Source organism: Rhodoferax sp. WC2427 (assembly GCF_040822085.1).
Taxonomy (GTDB): domain Bacteria; phylum Pseudomonadota; class Gammaproteobacteria; order Burkholderiales; family Burkholderiaceae_C; genus Rhodoferax_B.
On the sequence record NZ_CP162006.1, the window covers coordinates 3,194,190 to 3,218,275 of the forward strand.

The 24,086-nt window shown below is 67.1% G+C and carries 25 protein-coding genes; 17 read left to right on the forward strand and 8 right to left on the reverse strand.

Translation table 11 applies throughout. The annotated features are described in order from the left end of the window. Window position 1 precedes the first annotated feature (1 nt). Window positions 2-820 (reverse strand): IclR family transcriptional regulator, encoded by an 819-nt coding sequence (locus AB3G31_RS15070; RefSeq protein ID WP_367846896.1) that lies wholly within the window; start codon window positions 818-820, stop codon window positions 2-4. A gap of 132 nt (window positions 821-952) precedes the next feature. On the opposite strand from AB3G31_RS15070, the gene AB3G31_RS15075 reads away from it, so the two are divergent. The 14 genes from AB3G31_RS15075 to AB3G31_RS15140 all read left to right on the forward strand — a co-directional run bounded on the left by AB3G31_RS15075 (window position 953) and on the right by AB3G31_RS15140 (window position 13,344). After that, window positions 953-1,747, forward strand: coding sequence for a shikimate dehydrogenase (locus tag AB3G31_RS15075; protein WP_367846897.1), 795 nt, complete (start codon window positions 953-955; stop codon window positions 1,745-1,747). 1 nt (window position 1,748) lies between these two features. Then, entirely contained in the window at window positions 1,749-3,464 is a 1,716-nt protein-coding gene (locus tag AB3G31_RS15080) for an FAD-dependent oxidoreductase (protein WP_367846898.1), read from the forward strand. A 246-nt stretch (window positions 3,465-3,710) separates the two neighbouring features. Further along, window positions 3,711-4,493: an SDR family NAD(P)-dependent oxidoreductase gene (locus AB3G31_RS15085; protein WP_367846899.1), complete on the forward strand. Its 783-nt coding sequence runs from the start codon at window positions 3,711-3,713 to the stop codon at window positions 4,491-4,493. 30 nt (window positions 4,494-4,523) lie between these two features. Next, window positions 4,524-5,375: a branched-chain amino acid ABC transporter permease gene (locus tag AB3G31_RS15090; RefSeq protein ID WP_367846900.1), complete on the forward strand. Its 852-nt coding sequence runs from the start codon at window positions 4,524-4,526 to the stop codon at window positions 5,373-5,375. A 14-nt stretch (window positions 5,376-5,389) separates the two neighbouring features. Beyond that, window positions 5,390-6,370 (forward strand): branched-chain amino acid ABC transporter permease, encoded by a 981-nt coding sequence (locus AB3G31_RS15095; protein ID WP_367846901.1) that lies wholly within the window; start codon window positions 5,390-5,392, stop codon window positions 6,368-6,370. A gap of 11 nt (window positions 6,371-6,381) precedes the next feature. After that, complete coding sequence (locus AB3G31_RS15100; RefSeq protein ID WP_367846902.1) at window positions 6,382-7,101, forward strand: ABC transporter ATP-binding protein; 720 nt, start codon at window positions 6,382-6,384, stop codon at window positions 7,099-7,101. Next, window positions 7,098-7,802 (forward strand): ABC transporter ATP-binding protein, encoded by a 705-nt coding sequence (locus AB3G31_RS15105; protein WP_367846903.1) that lies wholly within the window; start codon window positions 7,098-7,100, stop codon window positions 7,800-7,802. Before AB3G31_RS15100 ends, AB3G31_RS15105 begins: the two co-directional genes overlap by 4 nt. 64 nt (window positions 7,803-7,866) lie before the next feature. Next, window positions 7,867-9,048 carry an ABC transporter substrate-binding protein gene (locus AB3G31_RS15110; RefSeq protein ID WP_367846904.1) on the forward strand — a complete coding sequence of 394 codons (1,182 nt, stop codon included), beginning with the start codon at window positions 7,867-7,869 and terminating at the stop codon, window positions 9,046-9,048. Next, window positions 9,036-9,878, forward strand: a complete 843-nt coding sequence (locus AB3G31_RS15115) for an SDR family NAD(P)-dependent oxidoreductase (RefSeq protein WP_367846905.1) — start codon at window positions 9,036-9,038, stop codon at window positions 9,876-9,878. The genes AB3G31_RS15110 and AB3G31_RS15115 overlap by 13 nt, the downstream gene beginning before the upstream one ends. Window positions 9,879-9,920: 42 nt before the next feature. Beyond that, window positions 9,921-10,166: a hypothetical protein gene (locus AB3G31_RS15120; protein WP_367846906.1), complete on the forward strand. Its 246-nt coding sequence runs from the start codon at window positions 9,921-9,923 to the stop codon at window positions 10,164-10,166. Window positions 10,167-10,216: 50 nt separating this feature from the next. After that, a complete protein-coding gene (locus AB3G31_RS15125; RefSeq protein WP_367846907.1) occupies window positions 10,217-10,363 on the forward strand; it encodes a hypothetical protein in 147 nt (48 codons plus the stop codon). 10 nt (window positions 10,364-10,373) lie between these two features. Continuing rightward, a complete protein-coding gene (locus AB3G31_RS15130; protein ID WP_367846908.1) occupies window positions 10,374-10,682 on the forward strand; it encodes a flagellar basal body protein in 309 nt (102 codons plus the stop codon). A gap of 15 nt (window positions 10,683-10,697) precedes the next feature. Further along, window positions 10,698-12,428 (forward strand): tetratricopeptide repeat protein, encoded by a 1,731-nt coding sequence (locus AB3G31_RS15135; protein ID WP_367846909.1) that lies wholly within the window; start codon window positions 10,698-10,700, stop codon window positions 12,426-12,428. 85 nt (window positions 12,429-12,513) lie between these two features. Then, window positions 12,514-13,344, forward strand: a complete 831-nt coding sequence (locus AB3G31_RS15140) for an urease accessory protein UreD (protein ID WP_367846910.1) — start codon at window positions 12,514-12,516, stop codon at window positions 13,342-13,344. A gap of 52 nt (window positions 13,345-13,396) precedes the next feature. Here AB3G31_RS15140 and AB3G31_RS15145 read toward each other — a convergent pair whose 3' ends face one another. From AB3G31_RS15145 to AB3G31_RS15160, 4 genes are all read right to left on the reverse strand, one after another. Then, window positions 13,397-14,476 carry an adenylate/guanylate cyclase domain-containing protein gene (locus AB3G31_RS15145; RefSeq protein ID WP_367846911.1) on the reverse strand — a complete coding sequence of 360 codons (1,080 nt, stop codon included), beginning with the start codon at window positions 14,474-14,476 and terminating at the stop codon, window positions 13,397-13,399. 83 nt (window positions 14,477-14,559) lie between these two features. Continuing rightward, window positions 14,560-15,771: an alanine transaminase gene (gene alaC / locus AB3G31_RS15150; RefSeq protein WP_367846912.1), complete on the reverse strand. Its 1,212-nt coding sequence runs from the start codon at window positions 15,769-15,771 to the stop codon at window positions 14,560-14,562. 78 nt (window positions 15,772-15,849) lie between these two features. Then, complete coding sequence (locus tag AB3G31_RS15155; RefSeq protein WP_367846913.1) at window positions 15,850-16,224, reverse strand: hypothetical protein; 375 nt, start codon at window positions 16,222-16,224, stop codon at window positions 15,850-15,852. Window positions 16,225-16,245: 21 nt separating this feature from the next. Continuing rightward, window positions 16,246-16,437, reverse strand: coding sequence for a hypothetical protein (locus tag AB3G31_RS15160; protein WP_367846914.1), 192 nt, complete (start codon window positions 16,435-16,437; stop codon window positions 16,246-16,248). 169 nt (window positions 16,438-16,606) lie between these two features. On the opposite strand from AB3G31_RS15160, the gene AB3G31_RS15165 reads away from it, so the two are divergent. Together AB3G31_RS15165 and AB3G31_RS15170 are read left to right on the forward strand one after the other, a co-directional pair. Further along, a complete protein-coding gene (locus AB3G31_RS15165) occupies window positions 16,607-17,485 on the forward strand; it encodes an EamA family transporter (protein ID WP_367846915.1) in 879 nt (292 codons plus the stop codon). A 230-nt stretch (window positions 17,486-17,715) separates the two neighbouring features. Beyond that, complete coding sequence (locus AB3G31_RS15170) at window positions 17,716-18,114, forward strand: phasin family protein (protein ID WP_367846916.1); 399 nt, start codon at window positions 17,716-17,718, stop codon at window positions 18,112-18,114. Window positions 18,115-18,135: 21 nt separating this feature from the next. On the opposite strand, the gene AB3G31_RS15175 is transcribed toward AB3G31_RS15170, so the two are convergent. Together AB3G31_RS15175 and AB3G31_RS15180 are read right to left on the reverse strand one after the other, a co-directional pair. After that, the gene (locus AB3G31_RS15175) at window positions 18,136-18,801 is read right to left on the reverse strand and encodes a DUF6629 family protein (RefSeq protein WP_367846917.1); all 666 of its coding nucleotides are present in this window, start codon (window positions 18,799-18,801) and stop codon (window positions 18,136-18,138) included. Window position 18,802: 1 nt separating this feature from the next. Then, complete coding sequence (locus AB3G31_RS15180; RefSeq protein ID WP_367846918.1) at window positions 18,803-21,508, reverse strand: GNAT family N-acetyltransferase; 2,706 nt, start codon at window positions 21,506-21,508, stop codon at window positions 18,803-18,805. Between the two features lie 202 nt (window positions 21,509-21,710). Here AB3G31_RS15180 and AB3G31_RS15185 point away from each other — a divergent pair, with 202 nt between their 5' ends. Next, the gene (locus AB3G31_RS15185; protein ID WP_367846919.1) at window positions 21,711-22,178 is read left to right on the forward strand and encodes a phasin family protein; all 468 of its coding nucleotides are present in this window, start codon (window positions 21,711-21,713) and stop codon (window positions 22,176-22,178) included. 11 nt (window positions 22,179-22,189) lie between these two features. On the opposite strand, the gene AB3G31_RS15190 is transcribed toward AB3G31_RS15185, so the two are convergent. Next, complete coding sequence (locus AB3G31_RS15190) at window positions 22,190-23,941, reverse strand: PHA/PHB synthase family protein (RefSeq protein WP_367846920.1); 1,752 nt, start codon at window positions 23,939-23,941, stop codon at window positions 22,190-22,192. Between the last annotated feature and the right edge of the window lie 145 nt (window positions 23,942-24,086).

A 24,086-nucleotide genomic window follows, 5' to 3' on the forward strand; every position in this document is an offset into this window, starting at 1 on the left:
GTCAGGCGGAATAGATTTTTTTCAGGCCCGCCGCCGCATTGGCCCGGGGCTGGTTGAAGAACGGCGAAGCCCCGCTGGCCGCGGCCAGCTGCGCCGCCAGCGACACCAGATCGCCACCCAGGGCCTGCATGCGCTCCAGCGTGAAGCGGGCCGACGGCCCGGCGATGCTGATGGTGCCCAGGGCCTGGCCCGCCAGGCACACCGGGGCGGCCATGGCGTTGAGGCCGGGGGTGTAGGTTTCTTGGGTGAGGCTGTAGCCGCGCGCACGGGTGGCCTGCACCAGGGCCATCACCTCCTGCAGGGTCTTGGGGGCGTTGGGGCCGAACTCTTCCACCGGGCCCACGCCCTGCTGGGCCACCAGGGCCAGGGCATCGTCGTCGGCCAGGGTGGACAGCCAGGCCAGGCCGGAGGACGAGCAGGAAATGCGCGCATCGCTGCCCATGTCGGGGTCGTAGCGCAGGCCCTGGCGGGCGCCCTGGGCACGGGCCACCCAGGTCAGGCGGTTGCCGTCCACCACGGCCAGACGCACCAGCTCGCCCGAGATCTCGGCCAGGCGGTCCAGCAGCGGCTGGGCGATGTCGACGATGCCGGTGTTGCTCAAAAAGCTCAGTCCCATGGACACCAGCTTGGTGGTCAGCAGGTAGTCACCGTGGTCGCGCGTCTGGCGCACGTAGCCGCAGCGGGCCAGGTCCACCAGCAGGCGGTGCACGGCGCTGCGCGGAATGTCGAGCCGGTCGGCAATGGCCGCCAGCTCCAGGCCACCGCCGTGCTGGGACAGCAGCTCCAGGATGGCGAGGGTTCTCTCTAAAACACCGTTCATGGCTTGCTCGATTGTGTGTGGCGATGCTGCATCATACCAAAATCAGAATTTAATTCAATACTTGAATACTATTCCACTTTTGACTATGATTCCGACATTCCAACCCAACTTTCACGTGAAGGAGACTTTTCCATGACCGAACCCCTCAGCGGTGCCACCCGTATCCACTTCATCGTGGGCGACCCGATCGCCCAGGTGAAATCGCCCGCAGGCGTGACCCAGGCCCTGCAGGCCCAGGGACACAACGCCTATGTGGTTCCGGCCCACGTGGCACCGGCCCAATTGGCGGCCTGGGTCGACGGCGTCTCGCTGGCACAGAACGTGGACGGCATCATCGTCACCGTGCCGCACAAATTTGCCTGTTTTGACCTGTGCGCCACCACCTCGGACCGCGCCGCCTTCCTGCACACCGTGAACACCATGCGCCGCAACCCCGACGGTACCTGGCACGGCGACATGTTCGACGGCCTGGGCTTTGTGTCCGCCCTGCAAGACAACGGCTGCCAGCCCGAGGGCAAAAAGGCCCTGCTGGTCGGCGCAGGCGGCGCGGGCTCGGCGATTGCCCACGCGCTGGTGGTGGCCGGGGTGAGTGAGTTGGCCATCTTCGATGCCGACACCGCCCGTCGCACCACCCTGGTAGACCGCCTGGCGGGCCTGGGCCGCTGCGCCGTCACCCACGGCAGCGCCGACCCCACCGGGTTTGACATCGTGCTCAACGCCACGCCGGTGGGCATGCAAGAGGGCGATCCGTACCCGCTGGATGCCGACAAGCTCCAGAGCAGCATGTTTGTCGGCTGCGTGATCACCGCGCCCGCCATCACGCCGCTGATCGCCGCTGCCCGTGCCAAGGGCTGCGGCACCATGACCGGGGCCCACATGTTTGCCCGGGTGCGCGACCTGATGGTGAACTTCTTGCTGGAGAAGTGAGATGCAGGTCCTTTCCTCGTTAAGCGCCCTGCCCGAAGCCTCCGCCTACGACCTGGTGGTCGTCGGCGCGGGCGGCGCGGGCATGGCCGCCGCGCTCTTCGCGGCCCTCGAAGGCCAGCAGGTGCTGCTGGTGGAACGCACCGGCCACGTGGGCGGCACGACCGCCTGGTCGGGCGGCACCACCTGGATTCCGGGCACCCGGCACTCCGCCAGCGTCAACCCCACCGACACCCTGGCCGATGCGAAACGCTACCTGGACAACGCCGTGGGCGACCGCAGCCCGGCAGCGTTACGCCAGACCTTTCTGGACCATGGCGCGCAGGCGGTGGACGTGCTGGAGAACCGCACCGAGCTGCACTACCGCGCCTACCCCAAGCACCCCGACTACATCTCCGATCTGGGTGGCTCCACCCTGAACGGCCGGGCGCTGGAGCCCCTGCCGTTTGATGGCCGCCTGCTGGGCCCGCTGTTCCCGCTGGTGCGCCCGCCCATCCCCGAATTCACCGTGCTCGGCGGCATGATGGTGGACCGCACCGACATCAACCATTTGCTCGCTCTCAGCAAATCCTTGCGCTCGTTCCGGCACGCCTGCAAGCTGCTGACCCGCCACGCCACCGACCGCCTGCACCACCCGCGTGGCACCCGGCTGGTGATGGGCAATGCGCTGGTGGGGCGGCTGCTGCATTCCTTGTCAAAACACGCCAACGTGACCCTGGCCCTGCACACCTCGGTGCAGCGCATCCAGCGCGGCGCCGACGGCATCCAGTCCGTCACGCTGGTGCAAGAGGGGCAGCGCCGCACCGTGGCCGTACGCAAGGGCCTGGTGCTGGCCAGCGGCGGCTTCAACCGGCATCCGCAGCTGCGCCAGGACCTGCTGCCCGGCATCGCCGCCGACTGGTGCCCGGCCGCCCCCGGCCACACCGGCGAGGCCCACGGCCTGGCCCAGCACGCCGGTGCGCACTACGGCCCCGGCGGCCTGAGCCCGGCGTTTTGGGCACCGGTATCGAAACGCCAGCGGCCCGACGGCAGCACCGCCGTTTTCCCGCACTTTATGATGGACCGCGCCAAGCCCGGCATGCTGGCGGTGAACCAGGCGGGCAACCGCTTTGTGAACGAAAGCACCTCTTACCACCTGTTCGCGCTGGCCCTGCAGCAGCAGCCCGGCATGGCAGGCTACCTGGTGTGCGACGCCAAGGCCCTGCGCAAGTACGGCATCGGTATGGTGCGCCCCGGTGGCAAGGGGCTGGAGCCCTTTTTGGCCGACGGCTACCTGGTGCAGGCCGACACGCTCGACGCAATGGCGCAGAAGCTGGGCATGCCCGCACCGCACCTGCAGGCCAGCGTGGCCCAGATCAACGCCTACGCCGAAACCGGTGTGGACCCGGACTTCCAGCGCGGCAGCACCGCCTATTCGCAAAACATGGGCGACCCCAGCGCGGGCGGCAAAAACCCGAATCTCGGCCCGCTGCGCGAAGGCCCGTTCTATGCGGTACGCCTGTACCCCGGCGACATCGGCGCATCCACCGGTTTTGCCACCGACGGCGATGCCCGCGTGCTGGGCGAAGACAACACCCCCATCCCCGGCCTGTACGCCGTGGGCAACGACATGCACAGCATCATGGGCGGGGTCTATACCGCGCCCGGCATCACGCTGGGGCCGGGGGTGGTGTTCGCTTATTTGGCGGCGCGCCACGCATCGGCGCGGCGGCCTGACTAGGGAAAACCCCTGCGGGCCATGCAGGAAATGTCCTGTTCATGGCCCGAATCGTTGGTGAATTAAAGCCCCCTACAAACCAAAATTCAGCTGCTTTTTGACAGAGGGCGGCAGACACCGCGCGTTTCAAAACCGAGTGAGGAGACAAACATGCAAAAACCAATTACTACAATTTTCATAGCTTCTTGCGCTTATTCCATAAGCGCTAGCAGCCTATTTTCCTTAAATCCTGCCGACCTGGCCTGAAGCATGGCCACCCTCCCCATGGTCGCGGTGGTCACCGGTGCCGCCGACGGCATCGGCTGGGCCACGGCGCAAAAACTGGCCGCCAGCGGCTACCGAATTGCACTGCTGGACCTGCGCGCTGAGGCGGCCCAATCCCGCGCCGCCGAGCTGGGCCCCGGGCACCTGGGCCTGGGCTGCGACGTAACCCAGCCCGACAGCGTGGACGCGGCCATTGCGGCGGCCCGCACGCTGGGCCGCATCGCGGTGCTGGTCAACAACGCGGGCATTGGCGACCAGACCGGTCCCACGGTGGCGCAAGACGTGGCCGCCTTTGACCGGGTACTGGACGTGCACCTGCGCGGCACCTTCCTGGTCAGCCAGGCGGTGGCCAAAGCCATGCTGCACGACACCGGCCACCGCGCCATCGTCAACCTGGGCTCCATCGCCAGCAGCACCGGCCTGCCCGCCCGCAACGCCTACAGCGCAGCCAAGGCCGGGGTGATCGGCATGACCCGCGCCATGGCCAGCGAGTGGGCCCGCGATGGCATCCGCGTGAACGCCGTGGCCCCGGGCTACGTGCGCACCGCGCTGGTGGCCGAGCTGGGCCGCAAAGGTGCCATCGATCTGCCGGGCATTGCCCACCGCACGCCGCTGGGCCGCATGGCCGAGCCGCACGAGATCGCCGAGGCGATTGCCTTTCTGGCATCGCCCCAGGCCAGCTACATCACCGGCGTGGTACTGCCGGTGGACGGCGGCTGGACGGCCTTTGGTGCGCCGGAGTCGGCCCTGGCGACGCTGGCAGCCTGACCCATTTTTAAAACTGGAGGAGACACAAAAATGTTGGCTATCAACCTTTTCAACGGCCTGGTCTACGGCGCATTGCTGATCGTGATGTGCTCGGGGCTGGCGCTGATCTATGGGCTGCGGCGGGTGGTGAACTTTGCCCACGGCTCGCTCTACATGCTGGGGGCCTACCTGGGCTATTCCATCGCCAGCCACAGCAACTTCTGGGTGGCGCTGGTGGCGGCCCCGGCGGTGATGGCGCTGCTGGGCGTGCTGCTGGACCGCTACGGCTTTCGCCTGCTGCAAGACCGCGACCCGCTCAGCGTGGTGCTGGTGACCTTTGGCCTGCTGCTGATCATCGAAGACTTTGTGCAGAGCGTGTGGGGCAAGAGCAACCTGTCGGTGGCCGCCCCCGAGGCGCTGAACACCTCGGTCGACCTGCTGGGCACGCCGGTGCCCGCCTACCGGCTGGCGGTGATTGCCGTGGGCGCGCTGGTGGCGCTGGGCCTGAGCCTGTGGCTGCGCTATTCCAAGGTGGGCCTGTTTGTGCGGGCCGCCAGCACCGACCCCACCACCACCGCCATGCAGGGAGTGAACACCGACGTGCTCAGCGCCGGGGTGGTCGGCCTGGGCACCGCACTGGCCGGGCTGGCCGGGGTGGTGGCCGCGCCGTTTCTGTCGCTGTCGCCGTCCATGAGCAGTGACGTGATCATCGATTCATTCGTGGTGGTGGTGGTCGGCGGCCTGGGCTCGCTGGTGGGGGCGTTTGTGGCCGCCATGGTGCTAGGCATGGTGCAGGCCCTGGGTGCCGTGTACCTGCCCGACCTGTCGGCGGTGCTGCCCTTCGTGATCATGGTCGCCGTGCTGGTCTGGAAGCCCGCGGGCTTTGCCGGCAGCCGGACCTGAAAGAGGAAATCAACATGTCTATCCAACGTATCACTCTATCCACCGCAGGCGCATTGGCAGTGGGGGCCGTGGTGGCGGCCACCGTCACCTCGGGCACGGTCTTGTCGCTGCTCACGCAGGCCATCATTTACGCGGTGTTTGCCAGCGGCGTGGGCCTGCTGCTGCGGCAAAACGGCATGGTCAGCTTTGGCCACGCGCTGTTCTTTGGCGCAGCGGGCTACGGCGTGGGCCTGCTGCTGCAAATGCAGGCCATGCCTGCCGAGGCGGCCATGCTCGTCACCCTGCTGGTCCTGACCGCCGTGGCCTTTGTAATGGGGCTGGTGATTGTGCGGGTGCCCGGTGTGGCCTTTGGCATGCTGACGCTGGCGGTGGGGCAGATGTTCTACCTCACGGCCTCGCGCTCCCGCGGCCTGACCGGCGGTGCCGACGGCATGAACATCGAATGGCCCGCCACGCTGTTTGGCCTGCCGATGTCGCAGCTGCTGAAGTCTTCGCACATGTTTTTGCTGTGCTGGACGGTGCTGGTGCTGGTACTGCTGGCCCTGGCCCTGCTGCTGCGCAGCCGCTTTGGCAGCATCACCGAGGCGGTGCGCGACAACGAGGAGCGGGCCCGTTTCATCGGCATCCGCACCCTGCTGCCGCGGGCGGCCATCTACGCCCTGTCGGCCCTGGTGACCGGCGTGGCCGGTTTGCTGTCGGCGCTGAACACCGGCTTTGTGTCGCCGGAAAACCTGCACTGGAGCCTGTCGGGCGTGGCGCTGATGATGGTGGTGGTGGGTGGCTACAAGGCCCTGTGGGGCCCGGCGCTGGGTGCGGTTGTGTACTTCCTGGCCAAGGACATCCTGGGCGACTACGCCAACCACTGGATGGCCATCTTCGGCGTGGCGCTGATCACCGTGATCGTGTTCTCGCCCACCGGCATCGCCGGGGCCCTGGGCCGCCTGGTCCGGGCCAAAACACCTACCCCCGCCCTGCGCACCGCGCCCGGGCACTGAGAGGAACCCCCATGAGCAACTATGTTTTGGAAGCCAACGACGTGGCCATCCACTATGGCGGCGTGAAGGCCGTGGACGGTGTCTCGCTGACGCTGGAGCGCGGCCAGATCCGCGGGCTGATCGGCCCCAACGGCGCGGGCAAGTCCACGGTGATCGATGCCATCACCGGCCGCACCCGCCTGACCCGTGGCACGGTGCACCTGGCCGGGCAGGACGTGACCGCCCTGGGCGCCACCCAGCGCCGCATGCGCGGGCTGTCGCGCAGCTTTCAGCGCACCAGCATCTTTGGCCAGATGGCAGTGCGCCAGCAGGTGGAGCTGGCCTCGCACAAGATGGGCGTGGCCGACTCCGGGGCCGATGCCGACGCGGTGCTGCAGGAGCTGGACCTGCTGCCGCTGGCCAACGCCACCGCCGAAGACCTGGGCTACGGCCAGCAGCGCCGCCTGGACCTGGCGCTGGCCCTGGTAGGCCGCCCGCAGGTGCTGTTGCTGGACGAACCCATGGCCGGGCTGTCGGTGCAGGAATCGCACGACCTGGCCAAGCACCTGAAGGCGCTGACCTCGCGCTGGGACGTGTCGGTGCTGCTGGTCGAACACGATATGGACGTGGTCTTCGGTATCTCCGATGTGGTCACGGTTTTTGAACTCGGCCGGGTGATCGCCAGTGGCGCACCGGCCAGCGTGCGCGCCGACCCGCGCGTGCGCGAAGCCTATTTGGGGAGCACAGCATGAATGCCCTGTTGAAACTCGACGCGGTGAACGCGTTCTACGGTTCCGCCCACATCCTGCACGGCCTGAGCCTGGCGGTGCACCCCGGCGAGCGGGTGGCGCTGATCGGCCGCAACGGCGTGGGCAAGACCACGGTGGTCAACACGGTGTTGGGCCTGGCCGCGCTGCGCGGCGGCAGCGTGCGCGTGGGCAGCAAGACCCTGCCGCGCCCGCGCCCCTACATGGCGGCCCAGCAAGGCGTGGTGGTGGTGCCGCAGGGGCGGCGCATCGTGGCCAACCTGACGGTGGAAGAAAACCTGCAGCTGGGTGCCGCCGTGGGCCGCAAGGGCCCGTGGAACGTGCCCGAGATCTACAAGCTCTTTCCCATCCTGCAGGAGCGCGCCCACACCCCGGGCACCGCCTTGTCGGGCGGCCAGCAGCAGATGCTGGCGGTGGGCCGGGCACTGATGGCCAACCCCGCGCTGATCCTGCTGGACGAGCCTACCGAGGGCCTGGCCCCGGTGATCGTGGACCAGCTGGCGGTAATTTTCAACCGGGTGGCCGACCAGGGCACGGCCCTGCTGCTGATCGAGCAAAACATGAGCCTGGTGGTGCGCGTGGCCGCACGCTACTGCGCCATGGCCAAGGGCGCGGTGGTGGCCGAAGGCCCAGTGGAGAACAGCAAGGCCTGCCTACAAGATCTCGAAGCCCACGTGATGGTTTAAGGCGCATTCCCTTTTTTATCGGCAACCGGGCCGCTTCCGGCAATTTGATTCAGGAGACAAAACCATGTTCACAAAAAACCGCATCCTCGCCGCCCTGGCACTCACCGCCGCCCTGCCCCTGGCCGCCTTGGCCCAGGGCAAGGAGCCCGTCAAGATCGGCCTGGTGTCGTCCAAGTCGGGCGTGTTTGCCCAGCAGGGCGAAGAAGTCATGCGCGCCGTGCAGTTCGCCATCGACGAGGCCAACGCCAAAGGCGGGGTGGATGGCCGCAAGGTCGAGGTGCAGACGGCCGACGACGAAGGCACGCCCGACGCGGGCCGCCGCGTGGCCGAAAAACTGGCGCGCGACGGCTACAACCTGCTGATCGGGGCGATTCCCTCGTCCATCTCGCTGGCGCTGGCGCAGAATCTGGAGCGCTGGGACGCGGCCTACTTTGCCGTGGCCAGCAAGTCCGACAAGCTGACCGGCGACACCTGCCGCCCGCGCAGCTTCCGCACCAACCATTCCGACGCGATGGACATGGCCATGATCGGCCAGTGGGCCAAGGGCTTCAAGGAAAAGTCGTTTGCCGTGCTGGCCGCCGACTACGTCTGGGGCCGTGACTCGGGCGAATCCTTCAAGAAAGCCGTGGAAGCCCAGGGCAAGACCGTGCCGCTGAGCCTGTACGTGCCGATGGGCACCAAGGACTTCTCGCCCTACATCGCCCAGCTCAAGGCTTCTAATGTGGAAGCCATCTGGGTGGCGGAAACCGGCCGCGACGCCATCGCGTTTGCCAAGCAGGCGCAGGAGTTCGGCCTGATCCCGGCGAAAAAGCTGATCGGCCACTCGCTGATCCTGAACTTCATGATCGAAGGCTCGGGCGAAGCGCTGAAGGACACCATCGGCACCATCCCCTACGCCGTGGACATCGACACACCGCGCAACAAGGCTTTTGTGACCGCCTGGAAGGCCAAGTTCAACCGCCTGCCGTCCGACAACGAAGGCGGGGCCTACAACGGCACCCAGGTGATTTTTGAAGGCGTGAAGAAGGCCGGCAGCGTCAAGCCTGGCGATGTCAGCAAGGCCCTGCGCGGTGCCCAGATCGACTCCATCTACGGCGACGTGACCATGCGCGCGCAAGACAACCAGCTGGTGCTGCCCAACTACGTGGGCCGCGCCAAGGTGGCCGACGGTGTGCTGCGCGCGGTGATCGAGCAGCGCTTCGACCCGTCGCTGACGCCCGCACCCTCGCCCCTGTGCAAGATGTGATGGCAGCGGTGGCCCACTCCACCGCGGTGCACGCCCTGGTCACCGGTGCCACCGGTGGCATCGGCCAGGGCATCTGCTTCGCACTGCTGGCCCAGGCGCAGAAGGACGGCGTCCCCATCCACATCAGCGCGGCGGCCTCGCAACCCGGCGCACGGCTGGACGCGCTGGTGCAGGCCTTGCGCGATGCCGGGGCCAGCGCCTACGGCGTGGCAGGCGACATCACCGAGCCCGCGCAATGCGCCGACCTGGTGGCGCAGGCCCAGGCGGGCGGCGGCGACCTGACGGCCCTGGTGTGTAATGCCGGGGCCTCCGGCCCGGGCCGCCTGGCCGACCTGCCGGTGGCGCAGTGGGACCGCACCTTCCAGCTCAACACCCGCTCGGCCTGGCTGCTGGCCCAGGCGGCCTACCCGGCGCTGGCACGCACCCGCGGCAGCATCACCGCCATCGCGTCCATGTCAGGGCTGACACCACACCCCGGCTACGGCGCGTATTCGGCGGCCAAGGCTGCGCTGGTGATGCTGTGCCGCCAGCTGGCGCAGGAATGGGCGGTGGACGGCATCCGCGTCAACACGGTGTGCCCTGGCATGGTCCGCACGCCGCTGACCGAAGCCGTCTACCTGGACGCGGCCACGCTGCAGCAGCGCCAGGCCCTGGTGCCCCTGGGCCGCATCGGCCAGGCCGAGGATGTGGGCGCGGCGGTGGCGTTCTTCACCAGCGCGGCCGCCGCGTACGTCACCGGCCAGAACCTGCTGGTGGACGGCGGCATCTCGGACCACATGCTGGGCCTGATTCCGGGGCGGCCCGGCCAGCCGCCGGTGGGCAGCCGCTGATCCTAGAATGGGGGCTCCCCCTTCGGGTCTTGCTGCTCCCCCATGAACGAAATACCCAACCTGTCGGCCCTTGGCCTGGCGCTGCCCAGCCCGGCCTACCTGGCGGGCATGCTGCTGTTTAGCCTCATCGGCTATGTGTCCTACCGCCGGGGCCGCCGCAACGCACGCGGCGTGCTCACCGGGACCGGGCTGGCGCTGATGCTCTACCCCTACGTGGTGCCGCAAACCTGGCTGCTGTGGCTGGTCGGCGCGGCGATGTGCGGTTGGCTTTATCTCAAGTGGAACTAAGCGCTTTCGGGTGCATACTAAAACTGTTCTGCAACCGCTAAAGATGCCCCATGCCCGAAGAAACCCCGCCTCCTGCGTACCAGGAAATCACCCCCCGCTTTGGCCGCCTGCTGGCGGTGTGCGTGGCGGCCGTGCTGTTTTGCGGCGGGCTGGTGTGGTTTGCGGGCACCTACCTGTTGGACTGCTGCGGTCCCTGATCGGCACCCCATGAACATCACTTCCTCCACCGCTTCGATCGCCCTGTCGGGCCTGCAGTCGGCGCAAACGCGGCTGCAGGTGTCGGCCCACAACATCGCCAACAGCCAGACCGAAGGGTTTCAGCCGCTGCAGGTCGCGCAGAGCACCCAGACCGGCGGCGGTGCCAGCACCCAGATCACCCGCTCCAGCCAGCCCGGCACGGGGCTGGAGGCCGACGTGGTGGCCCAGTTGCAGGCCAAGAACGCATTTTTGGCCAACCTCAGCGTATTCAAAACCCAGGATGCGGTGCTGGGAACGCTGCTCAACGCGCAAGCCTGAAGCCGCCCGATCTCCGTGGAACCCCGTCCCGACGATCTCTCCACCAGCCAGGCGCTGGTGATCGACAGCCACGCCACCTCCCGCTCCATCCTGGTGGCACAGCTGCGGGAGTTCGGCCTGGGCAAGGTGGTGCAGTGCGTCAACACCACCGCCGCGCGCAAGCTGCTGGAGCAAGAGCGCTTTGACGTGGTGCTGTGCGAGCACGCGTTTGAAAGCCGGGGCTTCTCCGGGCAAGACCTGGTGGACGACCTGCGGCGCAACCAGCTGTTGCCGTTTTCCACCGTATTCATCATGGTCACCGCCGAAGCCACCTACGCCAAGGTGGCCGATGCCGCCGAATCGGCGCTGGACGGCTATCTGCTCAAACCCCACAGCGCCAACAGCCTGGGCGAGCGGCTGTACCAGGCACGCACCCGCAAGCTGTCGCTGCGCGAGATCTTCGAGGCCATCGACAACGGCAACTTCGACCAGGCCGCCCGCCTGTGCCTGCAGCGCTTTGCCGCCAAAGGCCCGTTCTGGCTGTACGCGGCGCGCATGGGTGCCGATCTGCTGCTGCGCACCGGGCAGTTCGAGGGGGCGCTGACGCTGTTGAACGCGGTGATTGCGGCCAAACCCATGCTCTGGGCCCGGTTGGGCATCGCCCGCACCCTGCTGGAAAGCGGCCAGGCCTCCAAGGCCGCCAGCGCGCTGGAGAAGCTGCTGGCCGAGAACCCCGACTACGCCGACGCCTTCGACATGCTGGGCCGGGCCCAGTTTGAGCTGGGCAAGCACCCGCAGGCCCTGGAGGCCTACCAGAGCGCCGCCCAGCTCTCGCCCCACTCCATCACCCGGGCCCAGAACTTCGGCATGCTGATGGCCTACGTGGGCGACCGCAAACAGGCCGAGCAGCTGCTGGAACGCACCGTGCGCATGGGCATGGACTCGAAGATGCTGGATTGCCAGGCCCTGGTGCTGCTGGCCGTGTTGCGGCTGGAGTCCGGCGACAAAAAAGCCTTGCTGCGCTGCCAGGAGGATTTCAAACGCGTGGCCGCCCGCAGCGCCGACCCGCTGCGCACCGAGCGCCAGGCCGCCACCATCGCCGCCCTGGTGCAGGTGCAGGAGCAGCAGTACCCCGCAGCGGTGGACACCGCCAAGATGCTGGCCGGGCAGCTCACCACCCCCGAATTCGACTTTGAAGCCGCCACCAACCTGCTGGCCCTGGCCTGTGTGCTGGCGCAGCGGCGGGTGTCCATCGACAAGATCGAGGCCTCCATCGATGCGCTGGGCATGCGTTTTTGCACCACCCGGGCCTTGAGCGAGCTGCTCATCACCGCGGCGGCGGCCCACCCGGCCCATGCCGAACGCATCCGCGCCTGCAACGCCCAAATCACCAAGATCACCGAGAGCGCGATCTCGCTGAGCCTGCACGGCGACCCCCGAGGGGCGGTAGACAACCTGCTGGCCCACGGCCACACCACCCTGAACGCCCGGTTGATCGACACCGCCTTTTTGGTGCTGCAGCGCTACGGCGACACCATGGAGGGCGGTGCCAGCCGGATGGCCCACGTGCAGGACCTGCGCAGCCGCTTCGCCCCGGCCCATGGCCGCTCGGTACTGGGCGAGCCCCAGCGGCCTGCGGGCGCGCTGATGCTGCGCACCGGGGGTGGCGCCAAGGCCCGCGCCCTGCCCGGCTGGCAGCCAGCCGAGCCGCCCATTCCACGGCATGCATTTTTGCCACCGGGCCTTCTTCCTTCCGATCCACCCTGAACCCACAGGACTTACGCAAGTTGGCCCTGTAAGCCCGAAGGGCGATACAGGGGCGCTGCGCAAGTCCTAACCCATTATTTAGACGATGTCCTGGCACGCCCAACTTGACCTGAACTACCGCCTCGAAGCCGCCCGCAGCGTGGCCCGCCACCAGCACAAAGGCCCGCTGCGCATCCTGCAAAGCCTGTACCCCGAGGGCGACGCCATCTGCCACAACGTGCTGGTGCACCCACCCGGCGGGCTGGTCGGCGGCGACACGCTGGACATCACCGTGCAGGTGGAGTCCGGTGCCCACGGCCTGATCACCACGCCTGGAGCCACGCGTTTTTACCGTTCGGCGGGCGAACTGGCGCTGCAAAACACCCAGATCCAGGTCGCCGCTGGCGGGCGGCTGGAGTGGTTGCCCACCGAGGCGATTTGCTACCACCAGTGCCATGCCGAAAACCGGGTCCGCTTCCAACTGGCGCCCGGCGCGGAACTGATCGGCTGGGACGTGACCGCCTTCGGCCTGCCGCAGGCGAACCAGCCGTTTGCCCAGGGCCGCTTGGTGCAGCACCTGGAGCTGCCCGGCGTGTGGCTGGAGCGCGGCTGCATCGATGCGCGGGATAGCCGCCTGATGGACAGCCCGCTGGGCCTGGCGGGCTACAAGTGCATGGCTTCGTTGTTCTTTCTGGCGGGCAGCAAGTTGGACAAGCACCGGCAGGCGGCGGCGCTGGATGTGGCCCGGCAGGTGATCGACGCCCACAGCCTGCACCGTACGGCTGGCGCCACCAGCCCCGACGGCCAGGTGGTGGTGGTGCGGGTGCTGGCCCCGCTGGTCGAGCCCGCGATGGACCTGGTCAAACAGGTGTGGGCGGCGTGGCGGGCGCACTTCTGGGGCTTGTCGGCCACCCGCCCCCGCATCTGGGCAATGTAGACAAAATCAGGCCCTAGCGCTTATTCCATAAGCGTGAGCAGCTATCAAAAGCCTAGCCCGCACCCACCAGCATCTGCACAAACATCTGCAGCTTGGTGTTGGTCTCGGCACCCAGGGCGGTGAACTCCAGGCCGGCCAGCAGGTGGCCGTCTTCGTGCTTGACCTTCATCACCCGGGCGTAGATATCGGTCACCGGGTATTCCACCAGGGTCATGTCGAAGTTCAGCTTCACGTCAAAACCCACCTCGATGGGCAGGTCCAGCTCCACCAGCACGCCGTGGTAGCCGATGTCCAGGATATGCGCCTTGATGGCGTTGGGCAGCACGGTGGTGCCCTCCAGGATCTGCAGGCTGCAGGGGATGCGGACCTCGGCCCGGTGGCTGCGGCGGAACTCCTGGCGCGGCACCTTCAGGTGCAGGCTGGGGATGGCGATCAGCTCGCGCACCTTCACCGGCACCAGCTTGCCCGCCACAAACACCTCCACCGGCTCGGTGGCCGACACCGTGCCGTGGCAGCGCTGGTAGGTGGTTTCGCTGATGAGGACCTGGCCGCGCAGGCTGAAGGACTCGATACGCGAGGCCAGGCTGACCTGGTTGCCGATCACGGTGTACTGCGAAAACGCTTCTGATCCAAAGCGGCCTGCAATCACCGAGCCGGTGTTCAGGCCGATGCCCATGAACAGCTCGGGCATGCGGCCCCGTTGGTACTGGTCGTTGAGCAGGCGCATGGCCAGCTGCATCTCCACGGCGCAGGCCATGGCGCGCATCACGTCGTCGGGCCGCTGCACGGGCGCACCAAACAGCACGGTCATGGAGTCGCCGGTGAACTTGTCGATCACCCCCTGGTAGCGGTAGATCACCTCGCTCATGCGCTCCAGGCACAGGTTGAGCATGGTCACGATGGTGCCGGCGGGCTGCGACGAGGTGAGCGCGATGAAACCACGCAGATCGGCCACCAGAATGGTCACCTCGCGGTTGACCACCGGCAGGCTGGCGGGGTCCGGGCTGCCCAGGGCTGCATCCAGGATGGCCCCCAGCTCGGCCTGAACGGCGGGCGACACCGGCGCACCGGTTTCTCGCGCCAGCAGCGCCTGCAGGCGACTGTTCGCCTCGGTCCTCGGATCATTTTTCATGCGGTTCATGTCCCAAATAGGTTAGCCAAGCCAGAATAGAGCGGCATCCGATTATGGTCAAGATGCAACGCCCTGAAACAATTTCACGCCGCAGACACCCCATCGGCCTTGAACATGGCCTTGATGCCGCGCACCGCCTGGCGGATGCGGGCCTCGTTTTCGATCAGGGCAAAGCGCACATGGCCGTCACCGTGGTCGCCAAAGCCGATGCCGGGCGACACCGACACCTTGGCCTTGGCCAGCAGCTGGGTGGCAAATTCCAGCGAGCCCAGCGCCGCGTAGTGCGGCGGGATGCGCGCCCAGATGTACATGCTGGCCTTGGGGCAATCGACCTGCCAACCGGCCTCCATCAGGCCCTTGTAGAGCACGTCGCGGCGGCTTTGGTAGGTGGCGGCAATCTCGGCCACGCAGCTTTGGTCGCCCTCCAGCGCGGCGATGGCGGCCACCTGCAGCGGCGTGAAGGTGCCATAGTCGTGGTAGCTCTTGATGCGCGCCAGGGCCGCCACCAGGTCGGGGTTGCCCACCATGAAGCCGATGCGCCAGCCCGCCATGTTGTAGCTTTTGCTCAGGGTGAAGAACTCCACCGCAATGTCCTTGGCACCCGGCACCTGCATGATGCTGGGGGCCTTCCAGCCGTCGAAGGTGATGTCGGCATAGGCCAGGTCGTGCACCACGAAGATGTCGTGCTTCTTGGCCAGGGCCACCACTTTTTCGAAGAACGGCAGCTCCACGCACTGTGCCGTGGGGTTGCTGGGAAAGCCCAGCACCATCATCTTGGGCTTGGGGTAGCTGCCGCGGATGGCTTTTTCCAGCTCGCCGAAGAAGTCCACACCCTCGGCCATGGGCACGCTGCGGATGTCGGCCCCGGCAATCACCGCGCCGTAGATGTGGATGGGGTAGCTGGGGTCGGGCACCAGCACGGTGTCGCCGCGGTCCAGCGTGGCCAGCATCAGGTGCGCCAGGCCTTCCTTGGAGCCGATGGTGACGATGGCCTCGCTGTCGGGGTCGATGTCGACCGCATACCGGTCCTGGTACCACTTGCTGATGGCGCGGCGCAGGCGCGGAATGCCCTTGCTGGCCGAATAGCCGTGGGTGTCGGGCCGCTGCGCGACCTCGGTGAGCTTGGCGACGATGTGGGCCGGGGTGGCCCCGTCGGGGTTGCCCATGCTCATGTCGATGATGTCTTCGCCGCGGCGGCGCGCGGCCAGCTTGAGTTCGGCCGTGATGTTGAAGACGTAGGGGGGAAGCCGGTCAATGCGCGCAAAACGGCGCTTGCCTGCGGGGGATGCAGCCATGGGGTAATTCTCACGTAAGCGCCCGGAACCGTCCGAGCGACGTGGCCTGCCAATGGGGGCAGGCCCGACGCCATGGTATCAGGCGCTGAGGTTGACCAGTTGTCCGGTCGCTTGGCCCTGCGCATTCACCACGGGCGGCAGCAACAGCGATGCCGTGGGCGGGTCGGCGTACAGGCGGGATACGGGGCTCGGGCTGGGCGCCCGGGGCTCGTTTTGGGCCGTGCGCAGGGATTGCACGTAGTTGGCCACCAGCTGGTTGCTGCGTTCGGCCAGGGCGCGGGCGTTCTCCTGGCTGACCTGGGCGGTGCGGTCGGCGCTGTCGGCCTGGCGGCGCAGGTCGTCGGCGGTGTTCTGGGCCTGCTCGGCATCGCGCCGGGCCTGGACCACGCGCGTTTTATCCGCCGAGAGCGACGGTGCCGCGCTGCTGCTGAAGGCGATGCTGCTGCTGACCATGGCAAACCCCGCAGCGCAGGCTCAGGCGGTGGTGTTGACGATGCGCCCGGTGGTTTGGCCCTGGCTGTTGACCACGGGTTTGGGCGGCTTGGATTCCTGGACCTCGGAGGCCTTTTTCAGGTCCGCATCGTCGGGCCGGGCCGCACGGTTTTGCGCTTGCTGGGGAGCAGAGGTCGGCTGTGCGGTCTGCCGATAGACTGAAGAGACATCCATGTCGGGCTCCTGGGTTGGTTTCTTCATTCTAGGAGCGCACACGTTTGTATGCAACGGCCAGGAACGCCCGGCAGGTGCTTCCTTGCCGCGCAGATAGAATTTATAATAAATAAGCCTCCAGCGCTTATTCCATCAGCGTAAGCAGCTACAAAAACCATAGTTACCACCCATGCCCACGTCCCTCCCCCTGCGCCACTTTTTACTTGCCTTGGCCGTGGTGGCCGTGTGGGGGAGCAACTTTGTGGTGATCAAGGTGGCGCTGGTGCATTTTCCGCCGCTGCTATTGGCCGCTTTGCGGTTTGCGCTGGCGCTGCTGCCGGCGGTGCTGTTTCTGCCGCGCCCGGCGGCCAGCTGGCGCAACCTGGCGGCATATGGGCTGCTGATTGGCGTGGGGCAGTTCGGCCTGCTGTACATGGCCATGCAGGGGCATATCTCGCCGGGGCTGGCATCGCTGGTGGTGCAGGTGCAGGTGTTTTTCACCATCGGCCTGGCGATGCGGACCACGCACGAGCGGGTGCAGGCCTTCCAGTGGTGCGCGCTGCTGCTGGCGGTGGCGGGCATTGCGGTGATCGTGCTGCACACCGACGGCAGCACCACGCCGCTGGGGCTGGCGATGGTGGTGGGCGCGGCGCTGTCGTGGGCGGGTGGCAACACGGCTTCACGCCAGGCGGGCAAGGTGGACATGCTGGCCTACGTGGTCTGGTCCAGCGCGTTCGCGGTACCGCCGTTGCTGCTGCTGTCGCTGGTGCTGGAAGGCTCCGGCGCCTGGCGCACCGCCATCAGCCAGGCCGATCTGCCCAGCTGGCTGGCGCTGGCCTGGCAGGCCTGGGGCAACAGCCTGTTTGGCTACGCCGCCTGGGGCTGGCTGCTGGCCCGCCACCCGGCGGCCACCATCACGCCCACGGCCTTGCTGGTGCCGGTGTTTGGCATGGGCGCTTCGGCCTGGTGGTTGGGTGAGCCGCTGCCCGCGTGGAAGCTGGTGGCGGCGGCGCTGGTGATGCTGGGCCTGGTGCTGAACCTGCTGTGGCCGCGTTTACGGTCGCGGTAACACCGGTTGGGCCCCCATACGGGTATGCGACAACTTAAAAGCTTTGTTGCAGATATTACAAAGAACCGGTCTGCGTCCCAAAAACCCATGAACCATACTGGCCTTGGATAGGGCCATTGCGGCCGTATCCCCGCGTGGCTTTTACTGAAAGGTGCATCATGAATGAAAAATCCCGATCCCCTGCAGCCCAGGCGCCCACCACCCAGAATCTGGCCGGACCCTGGAGCTTTTTGACCGACCTCCAACGGCGGCAAATGGCTATCACTACCGAGAATGCATGTGCCGTTTTCCGCAATATTGAAGCGACCCGCTCCGTGCAGCAACAAACCGCCCAGAAGTCTCTGTCGCAACACGAATTGGCCGCACAACAGCTACAAAAACCCTGCGAACCTGGTGAGTTGCTGGCCATCCAATCCAACTTACTGCAGTCCATGGTGCAAGGTGCGATGCAGTACTGGCAGCAGCTGGGCGCCATTGCGCTGAAATCGCAGGTGGATCTGATGGAAGGTAGCAAACACATCCTGACGCCCGTGGCCGAAGACCCGCTCAAACCCATATTGCAGGCTTGGCAGAACTCCCTGGCCCACACGTTCAACGGTGACGAACAGCGCGCCAGCACCACCCACTGACCCCCGCCCCAACACGGTGGATTACGAGCCCAAAGGGTGGTGTTGCCCCCAACGCTGCAACAAGGCCTGCCCCTTGAAATGCAGCAACACGACGCCGCTCAACATGGCCGCCAGGTAACACCAGACCGAGATGAACCAGGTGCTGTACACCCCATAGGCCACCGCCAGCGATAGCAGCGCCAGCCCCCCGAATACCCGGGCCATGCGCTGCGTGGACAGCAACAGGCTGACGGTGGTGGACACCACGTACAGCAGCATGGTCACCACGGCAAAAAAATGCGGTGCCAGGTAGGCAATGTGCTGACCCAAGGGCTGGGACACCACGCCGTAGACCAGCACCTGGTACAGCAGCCAGGCGCTTGCCACGCTGCCCGCCAGCACGAAAACCACCAGCGTCCGGCGCCGGCGACCCGGTGGCTCCAGCAGCAACACGGCCACCGGCACAAACACTGGCCACAGCACGTGCGAAAAAAACACGTAGGCGTAGGTGAGCCCCACATTCAGCGCAGGCGCCTGGTAGCGGAAGGTGAGCCAAATCACGCCCTCGATCGCCTGCTGCAGCGCAAACAACAACGGAATGGCCGCAAACGGCCGCTCGCCGGGCGTGCGTGCCTGCGTCCAGGTGACGGAGCCCACACCCGCCAGAAACACGCTGGCCGTGAAGCTGGCGGTGGCGGAAAAGCACATGTCAGGCCCCCGCGGCAGAGGGGTCCGCCTGCGCGCCCAGTGCCAGGTGCAGCGAGAAAATATCCGCGGCAGGCCCCGGCTGCACCGCAAACCCGGCCTTGCGGGCCAGCACCGCCATGGCCTTGTTCTGTACCAGACACTGGCCCACCACCTCTTGCGTGCCGCGCTGGCGCAGGTAGGCCAGCATCTCGTCCAGCATCAGGCGGCCCAGGCCCTTGCCTTGCCAGGCGGAAGCCACCTGCAAGGCGAACTCTGCCGTCTGGTTATCGGGGTCACAGACCACCCGGATCTCGGCCGCCATGGCCTGGGCGGCAGCGTCGCCCGGGGTGAGGGCAATGAAAGTCATCTCGCGGTCGTAGTCGATCTGGCTGTAGCGGGCCAGCTCGGAATGCGGCACCTCGCGGCGCGTCAGAAAAAAGCGCAAACGCATGTCGGCGGCACTGGCATGGGCATAGAACGCCTGCAACCGCTCGCCGTCTTCGGGCTGGATCGGCCGCACCCGCAGCAGGGTGCCCGCCACGGCCACGGTGTGCTCCAGCTCTTGCGGATACGGGCGGATGGCGGGCGCCACCGGCTGCCCGCGGCCCGGGCCGTGCAGCCGTATGCGCACATCCAGCGCCAGCACGCCCTGAGCGTCGGCCAGCAGCGGGTTGATGTCCAGCTCGGCCAGCAGCGGCAGGTCGCAGGCCAGTTGTGCGACCTGGCGCAGGGTGTCCAGCAAGGCCGCCTCGGGCACGGCCGGGCGCTCGCGGTAGCCCGCCAGCAGCCGGGCCAGACCGCTGCGCTGGACCAGATCCCGCGCCAGCGCGGCATTCAGTGGCGGCAGCGCCACCGCATGCTTCTGGCTCAGCTCCACTGCCGTCCCCCCCTCGCCGAACAGCAGCACCGGGCCGAACACCGGGTCGGTGCTGATGCCCACAATCAGTTCATGGGCCTGGGGCCGCAGCACCATGGCCTGCACCGTGAAGCCCTGCACCTCGGCCTGCGGCCGCAGGCGGGCCACCCGCTCCAGCATGCCCTGGGCCGCGGTGCGCAAAGCCGCCTCGGAGTCCAGGCCCAGCGCCACGCCACCGACATCGGACTTGTGGACGATCTGCGGCGACACAATTTTCAGCGCCACCGGAAAGCCCAGGCGGTTGGCACAGGCCACGGCATCGTCCACCGTGGAGGCCCGCTGGCTGCGCTGGGTGGGTATGCCGTAGATCTCCAGCAGGTTTTGCACCTGGGCCTGGGTCAGCCATTCCTGTCCGGCCTGGGCCGCTTGGGCCACCAGGGCCTGCGCCTGGTCGCGCTGGGGTAAAAATGCCTGGGGCGTGCTGGCTGGCAGTTCCAACAGCGCCGCCTGGTTGCGGGCATGCTGCACCAGCTGCAGCCAGGCCGCCACCGCCCGCTCCGGGGTGTCGTAGCTGGGCAGACCGGCTTGCGCCATGGCCGTACGCGCCGCTGCCACCACCGTGCCGCCCAGCCAGCACGTCAGCACCGGTTTACCGGCCTGTGCCAGCAGGGGCAGACAGCCCGCCGCGATGTCGGTCGCCGACACCATGGCGGTGGGCGCATGCATGAACAGCACGCCGTCCACCTCGGGGGCCGCCAGCAGCACCTGCAGGCCGTCCAGATAGCGCTGCAGGGGGGCGTCGCCCACGATATCCACCGGGTTGCCATGCGACCAGGTGCTGGGCAGGCAGGCGCTCAAAGCGGCCAGGGTCGCCGGGCTCAGCAGGGCCAACTGGCCGCCATTCAGATCCAGCGCGTCGGCGGCCAGCACCCCCAGGCCACCACCGTTGGTCAGGATCGCCAGGCGCTCGCCCAGCACGGGCCGGGCATGGGCCAGGGTTTCGGCCGCATCGAACAAGGCCTCCAGCGTGTCCACGCGCAGCATGCCCGCCCGGCGAAAAGCCGCGTCAAACACCACATCGGCCCCCGCCAGCGCCCCGGTGTGCGAGGCGGCCGCGCGCGCGCCATCGGCACCGCGCCCGGCCTTCACCACAATCACCGGCTTGTTGCGCGACGCCGCCCGTGCCGCCGACATGAATTTGCGCGCCGCCTTGACCGACTCCATGTACACCAGAATGGCCCGGGTGGCGCTGTCGCTGGCCAGGTAGTCGAGCACGTCGCCAAAGTCCACGTCGGCACTGTCGCCCAGGGAAATGAAGTGGGAAAAACCGATGCCCCGGGCCTGGGCCCAGTCCAGCATGCCAGTGGCCAGCGCGCCCGACTGGGTGACAAACGCCAGCCGCCCGGGTGACGCGTTGCCGGGTGCAAAGCTGGCATTCAGGCCCACATCGGGCACCAGCGCGCCGATGCAGTTGGGCCCCAGAATGCGCAGCAGGCTGGGCCGGGCGGCCTCCAGCATCGCCTGCTCCAGGGTGCCGGTACCGTCGGGGCTGGGCTGCTTCAGGCCCGCGCTGATGACGATGACCGCCCGGGTGCCCTTGCGCCCCAGCTCGGCGATCAGCCCGGGCACGGTGTGCGCGGGGGTGCACACCACGGCCAGGTCGGGCACCTGCGGCAGCGCGGCCACGTCGGGCCAGGCGGGCTCGCCGTCCACCTGGGCGTGGCGCCGGTTGACCAGCCACAGCGGCCCCTGAAAACCGCCCTGCTTCAGGTTGCGCAGCACCAAAGACCCCAGGCTGCCGGGCCGGTCCGAAGCGCCGATCAAGGCGACCGAACGGGGATGGAACAAGGCTTCCAGGTGGCGTACGCTCATAAATTTCCCATTGAAGTTCTACTCCCGATAGCGCCAAGCTTAGTGACAAGCTGCAGGCTGAAAATTGCGCCAGATCAAAGACATTGTGGCGTGCGGTGACCAGAATAAGTTATCAGCCTGAATACCCTGACATCAAGCTGACGCCGATGCCACGGCACAGCCGCCGCATTTACATCTTCCTCCAAACCCGCAAAGGAATGCCATGACTGACAAAACCCGCTCCCCCGCCACGAGCCCAGTGGCACCGTCCGCAGGGTTGGCGCCCTGGAACATTTTTGCCGATTGGGGCCGCCGCCAGATGGCGATGGCCGCAGAAGGCACCTGCGCCATGCTCCGAAACGTAGAGGCCTTGCGCACCCTGCAGCAACAGGTGGCCCACCAGGCATTGGCGCAGCATGAGGCCGCGGCAGAAAAGCTGCTCAAACCCTGCGACCCCAACGACTTGCTGTCCGTGCAGTCGGCGCTGCTGCAATCCAATATGCAAAACGCGCTGGCGTATTGGCAGCAATTGGGGGCCTCGGCCATCAAGGCCCAGGTCGACCAGATGGACGGCAGCAAACAGCTCCTGAAAATGCCGGTAGACGACCCGCTCAAGCCCGTGCTACAGGCTTGGCAGCACGCCATCGCCAGCCCGTTCAACAGCGCAGGGTACCGCCCCAACGCGCACTGAAGGGCCCCCGCTTACCCCTGGTGCACATAGCGGCCCGGTGCGGCCAGGGGGGCACCGTCCAGCAGGGGCTGGGCCACCGGTTGCGCGGCAATCTTGTGGCCCGCGTGCTGGCCCAGCCAGTCGCTCCAGCAGGTCCACCACGAGCCCGGGAACTGTTCGGCGGTGTTGAGCCAATCCAGGGGGTCTGCCGGTGCCTGGCCCACTGCATGGGTGGCAAACCGGTAGCTGGCCTTGGCATGCGCCAACGGCCCGCCAGGTGGGTTGACGATGCCCACGTTGTGCCCACCCGAAGTCAGCACAAAGCTGACCGGGCTGTGCGCCAGCCCCTGGATTTTGTAGACCGACCTCCAGGGCGACACGTGGTCGGTTTCTGTGGCCACCACGAACATCGGAATCTGGATGTCCGACAGCCGTATTGGCACCCCCGCCACCCGGTAACGCTCCTCGGCCAGATCGTTCCGCAGGTACAGGCGGCGCAGGTATTCGCTGTGCATGCGGGCAGGCAGGCGGGTGGCGTCCGCGTTCCAGGCGCGCAAGGCGGTCATCGGTGTCTGGGCCCCCATCAGGTACTCATGGACCAGCTTGGACCACACCAGGTCCCGTGAATTCATCAGCGCAAAAGCCCCGGCCATCTGGCGCCCATCCAGGAAGCCGGGTGCGGCCATCAGGTCCTCCAGGAAGGCGATCTGGCTCTCGTCGATGAACAGCCCCAGCTCGCCCGGCTCGCGAAAGTCGGTCTGGGCGGCCAGCAGGGTCAGGGTTTTCAGCGGATTGGATTCCGCCCGCCCCAGGCTGGCCGCCGCGATCGCCAGCAAGGTGCCCCCCAGGCAATAGCCCACCCCCTGGATACCCGCCCGGGGCCGCAGTTTGCGCACCGTCTTGAGCGCGGTCAGGACACCCTGCTCCAGATAGTCGTTCAGGCCCAGGTCGCGGTCGTGGGTATCGGGGTTCTTCCAGGACACCATGAAAACGGTCTTGCCCTGCCCCACCAGGTGCCTGACCAGCGAGTCGTCCGGCGTCAGGTCCAGGATGTAGTACTTCATGATCCAGGACGGCACCATCAGCACCGGCTCGGCATCCACTTCCGCCGTGCTGGGCGCATACTGGATCAGCTCCATCAGGTGGTTGCGAAACACCACAGTGCCGGGCGTCACGGCCACCGTGCTGCCCGGCTTGAACGCATCCACCCCGCGCGGCTTGTCATCGCCCAGCACCGCCAGCGCGTCCCGCCACCAATTGCCCATGCCGTTGAGCAGATGGCTACCGGCGCTGCTCCATATGTCCCGCAAGACCTGCGGGTTGGTGGCGATGAGGTTGGAGGGCGAGCCCATGTCGAGCAACTGCCGCGTGGTGAAGTTCACCATCTCGGTGTGGTGCCGCGACACGCCGCGCACGCCGGTCATCGCCTCGTGCCACCACTGCTCTCGCAGCAAAAAAGCCTGGGCCAGGGTGGAAAACGGTGGGGTATGCCACTCCGGCGGCGCAAAGCGCCGGTCCCGCTGCGTCGGCTCCACGCAGGGCGGGCAGCCCCCGGCCCACGACTGCGGCAGGTACTGCCACCACTGCACCGACTTGCGCAACGCGCTTTCGGCCAGCTCGGCGTGCTTGGTCGGCGACACCGCCAGGTGCACCAACCAGTCGGCATAGGCCAGGGCCAGCGCCGCTGGCGACAGGCCCTGCGACAAGCGGGCCAGAAAAAGTTTCAGCGGCAGGTCCAGTGGCGCCGGACCATGCCTTTCGGGGTGGTTTTCAAAGGTCTGCATGGCATTCCAAAGTGCATGGCAAAAACCGCCATGCGCAGATGTTTCCACAAGCCGCCGCGGTAATTTTGCGCCAGATCAAAGGCGTTTGCACTTCACCGCAAAGATCCGCGCGCAGGCTGCGCACGGGTGTCAAACACCTTGCTTG